The organism is Photobacterium sp. GB-56, from assembly GCF_003026105.1.
Lineage (GTDB): Bacteria > Pseudomonadota > Gammaproteobacteria > Enterobacterales > Vibrionaceae > Photobacterium.
Genome location: NZ_PYNW01000012.1, coordinates 64621 through 78358, shown reverse-complemented (window position 1 = coordinate 78358; position 13738 = coordinate 64621). Strand labels below are relative to the sequence as shown.

Genomic DNA, 13738 nt, shown 5'->3' with positions numbered 1-13738 from the left:
AAAGGAACAGTAATTACGGTTAAATTGTTTAAGTTAGATCTAGATAATTACACTAAATAAAGGGATTTATGAAATATTCAACACTTTCTTCTTCACTAATGCTGCTACTCGCATCTACATCATTTAGCGCTCATGCAAATGAAAATAAAGAATCTCAAACCACCATTTTCTATGGTGGTCCGGTTATCACTATGGAAAAGTCGCAACCAAGAGCAGAAGCGGTTGTGACGAGTAAGTATGGCAAAATTGTTTATGTTGGATCTGAACAAGAAGCATTGAAACAGTATCCAAACTCTAAAAAGTAGATTTGGACGATAAAGTGTTAATGCCCGGATTTATTGAACAACACTTACATCCTTTCTTAGCGGCGTTAACATTAAATATGCCAGTTATTGCGCCAGAAGAATGGCAGCTGCCTTCAAAAACATGGCCAGCAGTAACAAACCATGATGATTATATTGCAGCTTTAACATTACAAGAAAAAGCGTTAAAAGATCCGAATGAAGTGCTATGGACATGGGGATTTAACAATTTCTTCCATGGTGAAATATCTCGTCAAGAGTTAGATAAAATTTCTAAAACACGTCCAATTGGTGTGTGGCATCGTTCAGCACATGAGTTTTATGTTAATTCTGCATTTATCGAGAAATTTGGTCTTAATCAAACGGATATTGATAAGCTAGGTAAAGAAGTGGCTGATCAGGCGAATCTAGATGAAGGTCACTTCTTAGAAGGTGGGGCACTCATTTATTTATTGCCACGAATTGCATCTGAATTAGGTAATAAAGAGCGCTTTTCTGCCGGTTTAAAGCAAATGGTGACGATGCTGCATCAAAAAGGGGTTACCGCTTACAACGAGCCTGGTGCATTTATCCCTGATTATATGATCGATACATATCTTGAGATCCTAGGTGGTGAATCTACACCTATGTATTCATTCTTTACGCCAGAAAGTAAAACGCCATATTTTGCAAAGGGTAAAGAAGGTGTATTGAAAGAGGTTGAACGCATAACGACAATATTACCTGAAGATGGCAAAGTTCGTTTCTTTGATAAACAAGTTAAGTTGTTGTTTGATGGTGCGATTATCTCTCAGTTGATGAAGATGAAAGATGGCTATACCGATGGACATCATGGGGAATGGATTCAAACACCTGAAGATGTTGAAGCGATCACTAAAATCTTCTGGGAAAATGATTATCAAATCTTGGTGCATGTAAATGGCGATCTTGGCGTTGAGAAGCTAATTAAGATTTTAGAAAAGCGCCAGGCTGAATACCCACGTGAAGATCATCGTTTTACCATTATCCACTTTGCAAACTCTACAGATGAGCAAGTCGAGAAGCTAAAATCACTCGGGGCTATTATTAGTGTAAACCCTTATTATGTTACTGGTTTTAGCGAAAAGTTCGGAGAGGTTGGTTTAGGCGAAGAGCGTGCTCACTCAATGGTTCGCTTGGCAACGATAGAAAAACAAGAGATTCCGGTATCGCTTCACTCTGATGCACCAATGGCTCCTTCTTATCCACTGTTATTAGCTTGGAGTGCTGCAACACGTATAAGTAATGAAGGTAATGTTATTCGTCCAGACTTAGCACTATCTCGAGATGCTGCTTTGCGTGGTATAACAATTGAAGCAGCTTATTCTTGGGGTCAAGAAGAGACACTAGGCAGTATTAGAACAGGAAAAATAGCTAACTTTACTATTTTAGAGCAAGACCCGTATAAAGTAGAAATTAAGACTCTTAAAGATATCCCAATTTACGGTACGGTATTTGAAGGAAAACTGTTTCCAATTGATAAATAGTCGATTATAAACATGCAAAAAACGCCTATTAAAAGTGGTTCACTGGTAATAGGCGTTTTTGTTTATTGATTAAACTAGTCTTTAACCCACTGGTCATTGACTTTTTTCAACGAAACTTGTTCGGAGATCGTATCAACAACTTGGCCTGCTTTGAAATCGCCGTATTTCGCGCCGTAAGCAACAACCATCACTTCTGAAGATAGATTTTTCTTAAGGCTAGTTAATGCCGAACCTAAATCGTTTTTGGTTTGATCTGTGGCATTATTTTCTTTTGCTGGTTGCTCTGCAACTTTACGCATTGATTCTTTAAATTGCTCAAGACTCTTTGTTGCAACAAGGTCGTAAGTTACTTTTGCTTTGTAATCAGTTTTTGTATCAAGTAATACTTTATCAATCTTTAGGTTTTTAACTTCAAACGGAGTCGTGTCAGCTGTTATACCAAGATTTGGTTGCTCGTATTGGCTTGATTGTACAACATTACTGATTGTTGATTCGTCAACTTTTTCACTGCATCCGGTTAGTAATATTGATGATGCAATCGCTGCCGCTAAAACAAACTTTTTCATTGATAACGCTCTTTAAACGATAAAATATACTTTATTTTATACCCTTTGAATGAGTAAGGAGCAAGTCTGTACTAGCAAATCTTTCCTAATGCTAACAATTGTATGCGAAATTGATGGGTGTTTTTTTACATTGCAATATACATAAAAATATTTTTAATAAAGAATAAGATAGAAGTGATGTAATAATGCAACATATGTACAAATAGAAGTAAGTCTAGCTTTTGTTGATTAAGATAAAGGACATTGACATTGCCTTACTCCATTACATAATTCTCTAAATCGAGAGTCTTATTGTTGATTAATTCGTTACACTGAAATTAAAACAGGCCAAGGAAGAGATAAAAATTATAGATGTAGGAAAATAGCATGGGAACCGTGGTGGTAGTGATACCTAATTTTATTTTGGTTAATCATAGCTTGTGTTGTTTAAAGCTATTGATAAATACTGCAGCTCAGATGGATGAAAAAGATGAAATTTAAGCTATTTGTACTATCAGTCAGTACTATGGGGTTGTTTTTTATATCAGCAGCTCATGCCGATCCGATAGAAAAGGCTTTAGACGTAATTAGTATCCCTAAGGCAATGCAAATTCTTGAAAAAGATGGCTATTATGATTTTCGAAAAATTAAGGTAGTTCGAGAATATAATGAGATAGAAGTCGATGCATTAAATAAAGACGGCCATCGTGTTGAGATAGAAATGGATCTCTATACCGGTAATATCATGCAAGCGCAGCTGGATTAGGCATTATAATAAAAACGGCGATGATTGATCATCGCCTGATATTAAATGACGACTTCTTTAGTCGTGATCATCATAATAAAAACGTCCCTCTAGCGAGTAAGGGTCATTTTGATCATATAAATTATGGTGTCCCCGCATTTTCTTTAATTGCTTCTCTAGGGCTCTGGCCTGATCAAAATGACCTTCTTGATAGGCAATAGATATTTTTTGTTCGATATCTTCAATTCTATCTTGGTTATTCATGTTCAGTCCTCCATCTATATCATTATCATATGCCGCGCTGAATAATTGGCCAATTGTGATTGACCTTATAATTTTATACTAAAAATATATAACAATGGCTTAACAACCCGGTTTTTTGCAGTAATAAAATGAATCAAAGAGGTATAATATTCATAAAAACGGTCATTTTATATCAATAAACGAGCTATTATTCTGTTTAGTTAAATAAAGTGGTCGATTGTAAAATTTGTGTGATATGTTTGATTTGTTGATAGTTTTATAAAGATAAAAACAAGCAGATTGTGAATAATCTGAGGCTATGAATAAAAAAGAGTCTGTGGATGTTCTCCAAAAATAGTATTGAATAAAGTTTGGCCGCTGATTATCAATACTGGTTGGTTGTTCTTTAGCTATATGAGTGCAAGTTTATAATGTATTAAGCCCGATGCATATCGGGCTTGTTTTTATATTACTAGCATGATGATATTATTTTGGCTACTGTGTACATTGCACACGATTCCTTCCAGCCTCTTTCGCTTTATATAATGCGTTATCAGCTTGTTTTAAAACATCTTCTGGTTCTTGTTCTAAATAGTTTTCTGCAACGCCAATACTGACTGTTACTTTGACTGATTTTGATGTTTTCTCTTGTCCACGAGCTTTAGATCCTGACCGATTGCTAGTAGGACGCTTGTCATGATCACGAATAATCATTTTATATTTTTCAATTTTTTCTCTTAATTCTTCAAGAAATGGCAAACATTCATCGATACTTTTTCCTTTGAATAAAATCGTGAACTCTTCCCCACCATAACGGTAGGCATTGCCACCACCATCAATGTCTTTCATAAGAGTAGCAACTAACTTGAGTACGTCGTCACCAGTATCATGGCCATATTTGTCATTAAATTTCTTAAAATGGTCAACATCGATCATCGCTAAGGTATAGGTTCTTCCTAAATGCTTAAGCTCATTATCTAACGCACGACGCCCCGGGATTTCTGTCAGCTGGTCAATGAAGGCTAATTCATGGCTACAACTGATGATGTTAATAAGTAGTAATATCGCGACAATACTGAAGGCAACACTAGAGATGAAAGAGTATTGGAAAAAGGTAAACGTAACAAAACTAAACAGCAAACAGATGAAGACGGCTTGATCTGAACTATGGTTTCGTTTCAAAAGTGTTGATGCGCTACTACATACCAAGGCGAGATTTAATAACAATATAACCAATGGTAATAGCGACAAGTTTCGATAAGTAAAAAGGTATGTATCCCACCAAGATGTAAGATCTGTAGCGTTAAAGTGTTTATATACTAAAGCAGCCCATCCTACTTGTAAGAGTAAAAATACAGAAAATAGTGCGCCAAATCGAGAAAATAAGCGCTTATCAGGCATGATATGTACTTGCAGAAGATTAAAGGGGAGTAAACCTGCAAGTAAGCTAAAAATGAGTTTAACGTTATCGTTTGTTAAAGGCGTTTGCAGGTAATGAATGATGATTAGATATGCAACTAACATAATTAGTGCAACATAACCGGTTCTGCCTTGATTAAATGGTTGGCTCAGAAAAATAACTATCGTAAATAGAATGTAGGGAATATTGACAAGAAGATCTTGATAGTTAGCCAAAGATACTGCGGAAAAAGGTAATGCTATTAACATTAAGATTGCTATCGTTAACGGGATTATTAACCGCATGCCTGCTGAACGAAAGTGTGAAAAAAGGAGCATTAATCTCAACCTTAAATAAATACGTTTGTTTATGAGCGAATACGAGCCTAATAATTATTCGTATTTATCATCTTCCATGAATATGTTAGCCATAGCGACTATTTTAGCTATATCGGCTAACACATCAATAACTTAAATTATCTATTTACTTTTTTAGGTAGGGAAAAAGTTGTTTAATTTGCTCTGGCGTTAAATTTTCAACACAGTCAATATTTCGTTCAGGGATCGCCTCAGGATCAGGGTAGTGCTTGAGTACCTTCTCCATACTTTCTTCACGGATCAAATGAAAAATAGGATAGGGCGAACGGTTTGTTAGGTTTTCAGCATCTTCAGGTTCTGTACCATAAAAGCAGTAATCTGGATGAAAACTAGCGATTTGATATATCCCACTTTTACCTAGTTGGACGACAAGTCCTTCGACTAAATCAAGAAATTGATTGTAGTCATCGAAATCTTCAAGTAAATAAGGTGCGACAACAAGTGTCGTTTCTAATTCTTGTGGTGGGGTTTCGTCGAGCTCTTTAAGTTGTAAATAAATGGACTCAAGCAGATCGTTTTCAGTCTTATCATTGCTTACATGAACTTTAATTTGCTTGTTACGTTGAGGTTTAGCAGCAAAAGGGCAAAGGTTTAAACCAATCACAACATCATTGAGCCATTGCTGAACACTTTGCTCAATATCATTAAGCGCTTGATCATTTTCGGCGATTGTTGACTTCATAGACTGACTTTCCAATAGTTTTAGTTATAAAAAAGGCCAGCAAAGGCTGACCTTTTAAAGTGATAAAAGAAGATTTACGCTTTAACTTCTTCTTTATTCTCTTCAGCGATTGCTGACTCAGTATTCTCTGGCTTTTCGGGCGCAGGGAATTGTTTTACTGGTTTAGCAATAAGTTGACGAGTTGCGCTACGTATCTCAGCAAGTGTAACTTCAAAGCTATCGCCCAATTGATATTCTTTCACGCCATCAATGGTAATAATACCAAGTTCACCGCTACAGCTAATACGTTCTTTATTATCTAGAATTAATGAACTAGGAATAAATGCGGCAGCGCCATTTTCTAATAGGCGTACACGCATTCCAGCGCGATTAATATCGAATACTTCAGCATTAAAGACGGTAGCATTTTTAACGGCGTCTTTTAGCAGACGAACATATAGCCAATCTGAAACATCACGCTCTGCCATGCGGTGGCGACGACGATGTAAGGCAATTTCATCACCAACATTATCATCAGGGGTTTGGCTTGGCTCATTACCTGTGATTAGCGCTTTTAATAGGCGGTGGTTAATCATATCGCCATACTTACGGATAGGTGATGTCCAAGTTGCGTAGACATCTAAGCCCATTGCGTAGTGAGGAGCTGGCGTATTTGCCACTTCACTGTATGCTTGGAATTTACGTAAGCGATTATCTAAGTAAGTGCTATCAAGTGTATTTAACCAACGACGTAAAGCGCTAAACCCATTTAATTCAAGTAATTGCTCTTTTTCAAAAGGTGCATCAGCATTGGTTAAAAACTCCATTGCAGCATCTAACTTTTCAGGGTTAAAACCGCTATGAACGTTAAATACACCAGTGCCGAATTTTTCTTGTAGCGCACGACCAGCACAAATATTAGCTGTGATCATTGCCTCTTCAATCATACGATTTGCTGTACGACGCGCATCGGTATGAATAGCAACAACATCGTTATCTTCACTTAATTCAAAGCGGTAATCTGGACGGTCTGGGAATACAACAGCGTTCTCTTTACGCCATTTAGTACGTGCGTCAGCAAATGCTTGTAATGCACGAACTTGTTGTTCGATCTCAGCGTTTGGTGTCCAATTTTCACAATTACCATTTTCTAGGTAATCAGAAACGTTATCGTAAGATAGACGGCTTTGCGATTTTATCCATGCTGCGAAGAAAGTAATATTATCTTGGATAACACCATCTTTATCGACAGTTACTCGGCAACAGAGAGTGGGACGCTGCTCATTTTCAATTAATGAACAAAGCTCATCACTTAATTCACGAGGAAGCATTGGGATATTGCGACCCGGTAAATAAATGGTAAAACCACGCTCACGTGCTTCATCATCCATCTTATCGCCAACAGCGATGTAAGAGGTTGGATCTGCGATCGCAATAGTAATATCAAAGCTACCATCAGCATTTGCAACTGTGTAGATGGCATCATCCATATCTTTAGTTGATTCACCATCAATAGTAATGAAAGGTAAATCAGTGAGATCTTGGCGTTCAAGTGCTTCATCTAGCATAGTCCAGCTTTCTTGTGGTGCTGGTTCTGCATTGGGTAGTTCATGGCGTGCTAATGTAACCCACCATGGTGCAATTTTGTCATTACTGTCTGTGATTTTCTCTTTAATATCACAGAAGAATGTTTTGTTTTTGTCTGTAAGAGGGTGGCGGGTTAGCATTGCTACAACCCAATCGCCTTCTTTAAGCGTTTCAGGGTTCAAACCTTTAACTGCTTTGGCTTTAATGGCATCTTTAAGCTGAGGATGATCAGGCACAACGTGCAAGCGATCACGAATTAGCTTCACTCGACCAATAAAGCGTGTCATTGATTGTTCAATTAACTCTTGTGGTTCAGCTACTTCACGTTCCTTTTCTGTTCGAATAACAGCCATAACACGATCACCGTGCATAACGTTTTTCATATACAGAGGCGGAATAAAAAAGCTTTCTTTGTTATCGGTTTCTAGAAAGCCAAAGCCACGGTCAGTTGCTTTGATATAACCTTCCTTTTTAGGAAGTGTTTCTTGAATTTGCTTTTTAAGCTGTGCTAACAGCGGATTATCTTGAAACATTATACCTGGTCTCAGATTATTGACGTTGACACTATACTTTTTTGGGTTGATAAAACCAATATTTGAGCAGGATATTTTCATTAAATGTGCTTTTCATTAGTTGGGTTTAATAAAAGCGATGCATATTTTGCATAACAACGAAAAAATTTCAGGGAAAGGTTAATATTGGAAATGTAAAGGTATTAAAAATAAAGCACTGAGATTATAAAGGGGGGCTAATACGACCTTTATAATGTTTGAACTAATGATTGATACATAAGTCTTGAATTAATTGAAGAAGCAATGCGGATATAACATTATTTATCAATGTATTATGTCTTTTGTTTTTAGAATGAAGTTAGTGCGCATTGATGAGTGTTAATTCATCATCTTTCAAATAAGAAAGATAAAAGAAAGCAATTTGAAACTCTATTTATAAGATAAGAATGTGTTGGCTATAAAGTGAGAGGTGATTAACCACTAAGGTTACTTTGCTCAGTATATTTAATGTATTAACAGTAAGATAGATTAAATAATAACTGGCTTATGAATATTTATGTTTATCTGATGTGCTAATTGTTCAAGAAATAGTAACTTGAGACTTATTCTGTGACATTCCTCAATTTTTTCTGGCTTTTTATCAAGTATTGCCTCACAATACGCCCCCTATTAGTCGAGGCCCGTGCTTGAGGTTGCTGTTGCAGAACCCGTATGTAGCAAAGGGGCCCCGTTTTTAAGTCGTTCATATATTGGGATCCCAATGCAAGAAACTGTAACAGAATTTCGCCAACTAGACTTGGCCGACACACTTCTATCTGCACTAGACAACATGGGCTTTGTAGCGCCAACGCCGATTCAGGCAGCGTCTATACCTCTACTACTAACTGGTACTGATGCCCTTGGTAAAGCGCAGACAGGTACTGGTAAAACAGCAGCATTCTCACTGCCTGTACTAAACAAAGTTGACTTATCTCAGCACAAACCACAAGCAATTGTTATGGCTCCAACGCGTGAGCTTGCAATTCAGGTTGCTGCAGAAATTAAAGTACTTGGTCAAAATATCAAAGGCCTAAAGGTTCTTGAAATTTACGGCGGTGCTTCAATCGTTGATCAAATGCGTGCACTTAAAAATGGTGCTCACATTATTGTTGGTACACCTGGTCGTGTTAAAGACCTTATCTCACGTAAGCAACTTCAACTAGACGAAGTACATACTTTTGTTCTTGATGAAGCTGATGAAATGTTGAAGATGGGCTTCGTTGACGATGTAACTTGGATCATGGAACAAGCACCAGAAACAGCACAGCGTGTACTTTTCTCTGCAACTATGCCTCCAATCGTTAAAGAAATCGTTGATCGTTTCCTACGTAACCCTGCACGCATTGACGTTGCTGGTGAAAACCGTACTGTTGCGAAAGTAGAGCAGCAGTTTTGGGTTGTTAAAGGCGTAGAGAAAGACGAAGCAATGAGTCGTCTACTTGAAACTGAAGATACTGATGCATCAATCGTATTCGTTCGTACTCGTCAAGATACTGAACGTCTAGCTGATTGGTTATCTTCTCGTGGCTTTAAAGCTGCGGCACTTCACGGTGATATTCCACAGTCGCTACGTGAGCGTACTGTTGATCACATCAAACGTGGTGTTATCGATATTCTAGTTGCAACTGACGTTGTAGCACGTGGTCTTGATGTTCCACGTATTACTCACGTATTTAACTACGATATCCCGTTCGATGTTGAATCTTATATTCACCGTATCGGTCGTACAGGTCGTGCAGGACGTACTGGTAAAGCGATTCTACTCGTTCGCACAAACCAAATTCGTATGCTTCGTACTATCGAGCGTGTTACTAAGTCTCGCATGGAAGAGATTCAACTTCCTCTACGTGATTTAGTTGCTGCATCTCGTTTAAACCGTTTAGGCGAAGAACTAGCAGCACAAAAAGAACAAACAAGTGTAGAAGCGTTTGTTGAACTTGTAGAAAAACTACAAGAATCAATCGATGTTGATGCAGCAACACTAGCAGCAATGCTTCTTCAGCGCCAGCAAGGTAACCGTCCTTTATTCTATAAAGGTCCAGACCCAATGATCGCTGCTATCGAGCGTGAATCACAACGCCGTGAGCGTCGTGGTAACGATCGTGACCGCGGTGAGCGTGGCGAGCGTGGTGACCGTCGTGAGCGCGGTGAACGTCGTTCATACAACAATGCTGATTGGGATACTTACCAGTTACAAGTTGGTCGTGAGCAAGGTGTTCAAGTTAAAGACATCGTTGGCGCAATCGCAAACGAACTAGGCCTAAGCAAAGAGTTCATTGGTGCAATCAAACTTGCTCCAACGCATACTTTTGTTCAGCTTCCTAAGAAGATGACAGCAGAAGTAGCTTCTCAGCTTAAGAAACTACGCATTCGTCAAAATGATGTTAAAGCTGTAGTTGTTGAAGGCGAAGTTCTTCGTGAACACCGTCCTCGTAGCGGCAACCGTGATGGTAATCGTGACGGCAACCGTGGTGGCTACCGTGGTAACCGTGACGGTAATCGTGGTGGTGAACGTGGTGGTGAGCGTCGCTTTGACCGTAATCGTGGTAATGACACACGTGGTGGTTACCGTGGTAACCGTGATGGTGCACCTCGCACAGATCGCAAGCCTCGCACAGAAGCATAATTTATTCATTAAATTAGATTGCTAAATAAAAGCCGAGTTATTTAACTCGGCTTTTTTGTGTTTATCAATGTTTGGATGAGATATATTGCCTTGCAGTTAATATTATCTTGATGTGGTATACATTTATATATATTAAGAACTTTCAGTCTTTAGTTTTAAAATTACCTAAGCGTTATAAGCTTTAGCTCTTACCATTTTTCGGTATTGATTCGGAGTAACATCGAATTCTTTTTTAAAGATGGTTGAGAAATAATAGGAATCTTTATAACCCACTTGTTCTGAAACATCATTGATTGTCATTCCAAAATCGCGCAGAAGTTCTTTCGCGGTAACCATTCGGATCTTTTGAAGATATTGGTGAGGAGCAAGTCCTACCTGATCTTTGAATTTACGATTAAAAGTGCGTAAAGGTAATTGGCAATGTTCTGCCATATTTTTTGCGGTGATCGACTTGCTCATATTGAGTCTGATCCAGTCTTGCGCTAAAGCAATTGATTCATCAAATTGTACCTGCCCTCCAATTTCATAAAACGGTTGATGATCAGATTTACTGATCTCATGCCCGTAATGTGTCTCTATCGTTTTAGCAATTTTCTGACCAAAATTATTTGTTATAAAGTACAGCACCATTTCTGTTTGTGAGTTAATACTTTCGGTGCAATAAAGTCCATTGGCCGAGGTGATTGATGCCTGCCTATTGAGTTTTACCTTTGGATATAATTGAGAGAATTTATCGTGAAAATACCAGTGAGTTGTGGCTGCTTGGTGGTCTAATAAACCCGTTTCAGCAAGCCAGATAGCGCCAGTTCCTGTCGCAATAATTTTGGCTCCATTCTGGTATTGCTTAATAAGCCAATATGGAATTTCAGGATGTTTGGAGAGTGAAGCTAATGGGTTCCCCCACATAGGCGGCAATATAATGACATCAAATGACTCGTCATTTGCAAAGGTACAATCGGGTTGAATACGAATACCTGCAGTTAATTTGGGTGGTATTAGGCTAGGCGCTATCACTTTTATTTCAAATGGGCTCTCTTTTTGGCTTTTTCGGTCACGAAGGCTAGCAGCACTGGTGAGCATTTCAGCGCTTAGTGATATTCCTGTGATCAAAGCACGGTGATAGAGCACAAATCCAATTTTCATACTTTCCCTTGTGTGATCAGTATATTAGTTATGTTGCTTATTATTTTAATGCGTGGCACATATGGCAGTAATTTTGGCACATATATTAGGTGATAAACAATCTAATACTGTTATCCTGTTTTAAAACAGTGTTTAAATAAAAGTCAGGGATTTTAAATGGCAAAGTTACCGTTAATTGTAGGTTTAGGTGGCATCAATGCTGCTGGTCGTAGTTCAGGCTTTCATAGCTATAAATTGATGGTTGCTGATGTTCTTTCAGCTGATGTGATGGAATCAACATGGCAAGATCTTGCTTCTCGAATGGGATTGGAAGCTGATAATAAAGTGACTGCTGAAGTTATTGATGCGATTAAGGCAGGTACATTTGTTCGTCGTATCGATTCTTTTGATCCTGATAATTTACTGTATCAATACAAAGCTAATTTAAATACAGACAACGATAAGATCTGTTTTACTTTACGTAAGTCGAAGTTGCCGACCAAAATCCCTGATAATTGGGAAGTCGTAGAGGATGGGAGCAAAGTACATATCACGGTTAATGGTAACCTTGATGCATTGATTGAAGATCGTGTTGCTTTCCCTGTTACCAGTGGCGGAAATATTCCCGCGGGTTTCAATCCAGCTTCATTATACAACTCACGTTTTCATCCTCGTGGACTTAGCTTAACCATCTATGGAGCATCTGATGCATTAAATTCATTAGGCGTTGAGTGGGATGAGATTCTTAAACATATTAAACCCGATGAAGTGTCAGTTTATGCGGGTAGTGGTTTAGCGCAAATTGATGAGAATTCATTGGGTGGTATGCTTGCAGCTTCTCTCACAGGTGGGCGTGTTAGCTCTAAAATGATGGCGTTGTCATTGGCTGAAATGCCAGCTGATTTTATCAATGGTTACGTGATTAATAGTATTGGGACAACTGGTACAAACATGGGGGCTTGCGCGACGTTTTTGTATAACCTACGCCAAGGTATGTATGACATTCAGCATGGTAAATCAAAAGTAGTGATTGTCGGTAATGCTGAAGCACCGGTGATACCTGAAATTATGGAAGGGTTCCGTGTTATGGGCGCACTGGCAGAAGATGCCCAATTAAAAGCGCTTGATAGCAGTGATGAGGTAGATAACCGCCGTGCATGTCGTCCATTTTCTGCCAATGCTGGCTTCACGATGGCTGAATCAGCACAATTTGTTGTGTTAATGGATGATGAATTAGCATTAAAACTTGGTGCAAACATTTACGGGTCAGTGGCTGATGTCTTCGTTAATGCTGATGCTAATAAAAAGTCGATTTCGGCACCCGGTGTAGGTAACTATGTCACGGTTGCAAAAGCTGCAGCACTAGCCAAAGCGATTTTAGGCGAAGAAGGCGTTAAGCAAACATTTGTTCAAGCGCATGGTACAGGGACGCCTCAAAACCGTGTAACAGAAAGTCATATTCTCAATGAAGTGGCTAAAACGTTTAATATTGATAATTGGACAGTAACCGCAATCAAATCTTATGTTGGGCATTCAATGAGTGCGGCGGCTGGGGATCAGTTAGTCGCATCACTTGGTGTATGGCAACACGGCTGGATCCCGGGAATTAAAACCATTGACCATATTGCAGATGATGTTCATCACTCAAACTTGAATATATTAATGGATCATCAATTTGCTGGAGAGATGGGGCAAGATTATAAAGCGGTAATATTAAATGCTAAAGGGTTTGGTGGTAATAATGCTTCAGGTCTTGTTTTATCACCTAAGCAAACACTGACCATGTTAACGGCAAAACATGGCCAGAATGTGATGGCTCGCTATTATCAGTCTAACCAAGCTATTTCCGATGTATCTTGTAGTAATGATAAAGCCGCTTGCTATGGGCAAGAAACCATTCGTTACCACTTTGGGGAAGCGGTGATGGATGAGAATTCAATCACCATGACACAAGATAGTCTACGTTTATCTGAATTTGAGCAAGCAATTGATTTGAGCACGGGAAATCCATACTTAGATTATATCTAATAAGTATATTTTCTCGCATTTCTGAAAGGGTAAGTTATTATTTGACT

Annotated in this window: 9 protein-coding genes and 1 pseudogene; 4 read left to right on the top strand and 6 right to left on the bottom strand. The window is 38.5% G+C overall.

Annotated elements, in window-relative coordinates; all coding sequences use genetic code 11:
* The first annotated feature begins 68 nt into the window (after nucleotides 1-68).
* Nucleotides 69-1807: pseudogene (locus tag C9J42_RS15685) on the top strand (amidohydrolase).
* Nucleotides 1808-1881: 74 nt separating this feature from the next.
* Here the strand turns inward: C9J42_RS15685 and C9J42_RS15680 are convergent.
* Nucleotides 1882-2373: a hypothetical protein gene (locus tag C9J42_RS15680; RefSeq protein ID WP_107206848.1), complete on the bottom strand. Its 492-nt coding sequence runs from the start codon at nucleotides 2371-2373 to the stop codon at nucleotides 1882-1884.
* A 469-nt stretch (nucleotides 2374-2842) separates the two neighbouring features.
* Between C9J42_RS15680 and C9J42_RS15675 the strand changes: the two genes are divergently transcribed.
* Complete coding sequence (locus tag C9J42_RS15675; protein ID WP_107206849.1) at nucleotides 2843-3118, top strand: PepSY domain-containing protein; 276 nt, start codon at nucleotides 2843-2845, stop codon at nucleotides 3116-3118.
* 57 nt (nucleotides 3119-3175) lie between these two features.
* Here the strand turns inward: C9J42_RS15675 and C9J42_RS15670 are convergent, their stop codons facing one another.
* From C9J42_RS15670 to C9J42_RS15655, 4 genes are all read right to left on the bottom strand, one after another.
* On the bottom strand, nucleotides 3176-3361 hold the full coding sequence (locus C9J42_RS15670) for a hypothetical protein (protein WP_045147560.1): 186 nt from the start codon (nucleotides 3359-3361) through the stop codon (nucleotides 3176-3178).
* Nucleotides 3362-3835: 474 nt separating this feature from the next.
* On the bottom strand, nucleotides 3836-5077 hold the full coding sequence (locus tag C9J42_RS15665) for a GGDEF domain-containing protein (RefSeq protein ID WP_107206850.1): 1242 nt from the start codon (nucleotides 5075-5077) through the stop codon (nucleotides 3836-3838).
* A 145-nt stretch (nucleotides 5078-5222) separates the two neighbouring features.
* Entirely contained in the window at nucleotides 5223-5798 is a 576-nt protein-coding gene (locus C9J42_RS15660) for a DUF1415 domain-containing protein (RefSeq protein ID WP_105062492.1), read from the bottom strand.
* Nucleotides 5799-5872: 74 nt separating this feature from the next.
* Nucleotides 5873-7897, bottom strand: a complete 2025-nt coding sequence (locus tag C9J42_RS15655; RefSeq protein WP_107292204.1) for an exoribonuclease II — start codon at nucleotides 7895-7897, stop codon at nucleotides 5873-5875.
* Between the two features lie 739 nt (nucleotides 7898-8636).
* Here C9J42_RS15655 and C9J42_RS15650 point away from each other — a divergent pair.
* Nucleotides 8637-10541 (top strand): DEAD/DEAH box helicase, encoded by a 1905-nt coding sequence (locus C9J42_RS15650; RefSeq protein ID WP_107206853.1) that lies wholly within the window; start codon nucleotides 8637-8639, stop codon nucleotides 10539-10541.
* Between the two features lie 165 nt (nucleotides 10542-10706).
* Here C9J42_RS15650 and C9J42_RS15645 read toward each other — a convergent pair whose 3' ends face one another.
* Nucleotides 10707-11684, bottom strand: coding sequence for a GlxA family transcriptional regulator (locus tag C9J42_RS15645; protein ID WP_107302139.1), 978 nt, complete (start codon nucleotides 11682-11684; stop codon nucleotides 10707-10709).
* Nucleotides 11685-11840: 156 nt separating this feature from the next.
* On the opposite strand from C9J42_RS15645, the gene C9J42_RS15640 reads away from it, so the two are divergent.
* The gene (locus C9J42_RS15640) at nucleotides 11841-13691 is read left to right on the top strand and encodes a beta-ketoacyl synthase (protein ID WP_107302138.1); all 1851 of its coding nucleotides are present in this window, start codon (nucleotides 11841-11843) and stop codon (nucleotides 13689-13691) included.
* Nucleotides 13692-13738: the final 47 nt, after the last annotated feature.

Bases quoted from the DNA above. Each gene is read 5' to 3' on its own strand.
- C9J42_RS15680 (WP_107206848.1), bottom strand. From the start codon at position 2,373: ATGAAAAAGTTTGTTTTAGCGGCAGCGATTGCATCATCAATATTACTA.
- C9J42_RS15675 (WP_107206849.1), top strand. From the start codon at position 2,843: ATGAAATTTAAGCTATTTGTACTATCAGTCAGTACTATGGGGTTGTTT.
- C9J42_RS15670 (WP_045147560.1), bottom strand. From the start codon at position 3,361: ATGAATAACCAAGATAGAATTGAAGATATCGAACAAAAAATATCTATT.
- C9J42_RS15665 (WP_107206850.1), bottom strand. From the start codon at position 5,077: ATGCTCCTTTTTTCACACTTTCGTTCAGCAGGCATGCGGTTAATAATC.
- C9J42_RS15660 (WP_105062492.1), bottom strand. From the start codon at position 5,798: ATGAAGTCAACAATCGCCGAAAATGATCAAGCGCTTAATGATATTGAG.
- C9J42_RS15655 (WP_107292204.1), bottom strand. From the start codon at position 7,897: ATGTTTCAAGATAATCCGCTGTTAGCACAGCTTAAAAAGCAAATTCAA.
- C9J42_RS15650 (WP_107206853.1), top strand. From the start codon at position 8,637: ATGCAAGAAACTGTAACAGAATTTCGCCAACTAGACTTGGCCGACACA.
- C9J42_RS15645 (WP_107302139.1), bottom strand. From the start codon at position 11,684: ATGAAAATTGGATTTGTGCTCTATCACCGTGCTTTGATCACAGGAATA.
- C9J42_RS15640 (WP_107302138.1), top strand. From the start codon at position 11,841: ATGGCAAAGTTACCGTTAATTGTAGGTTTAGGTGGCATCAATGCTGCT.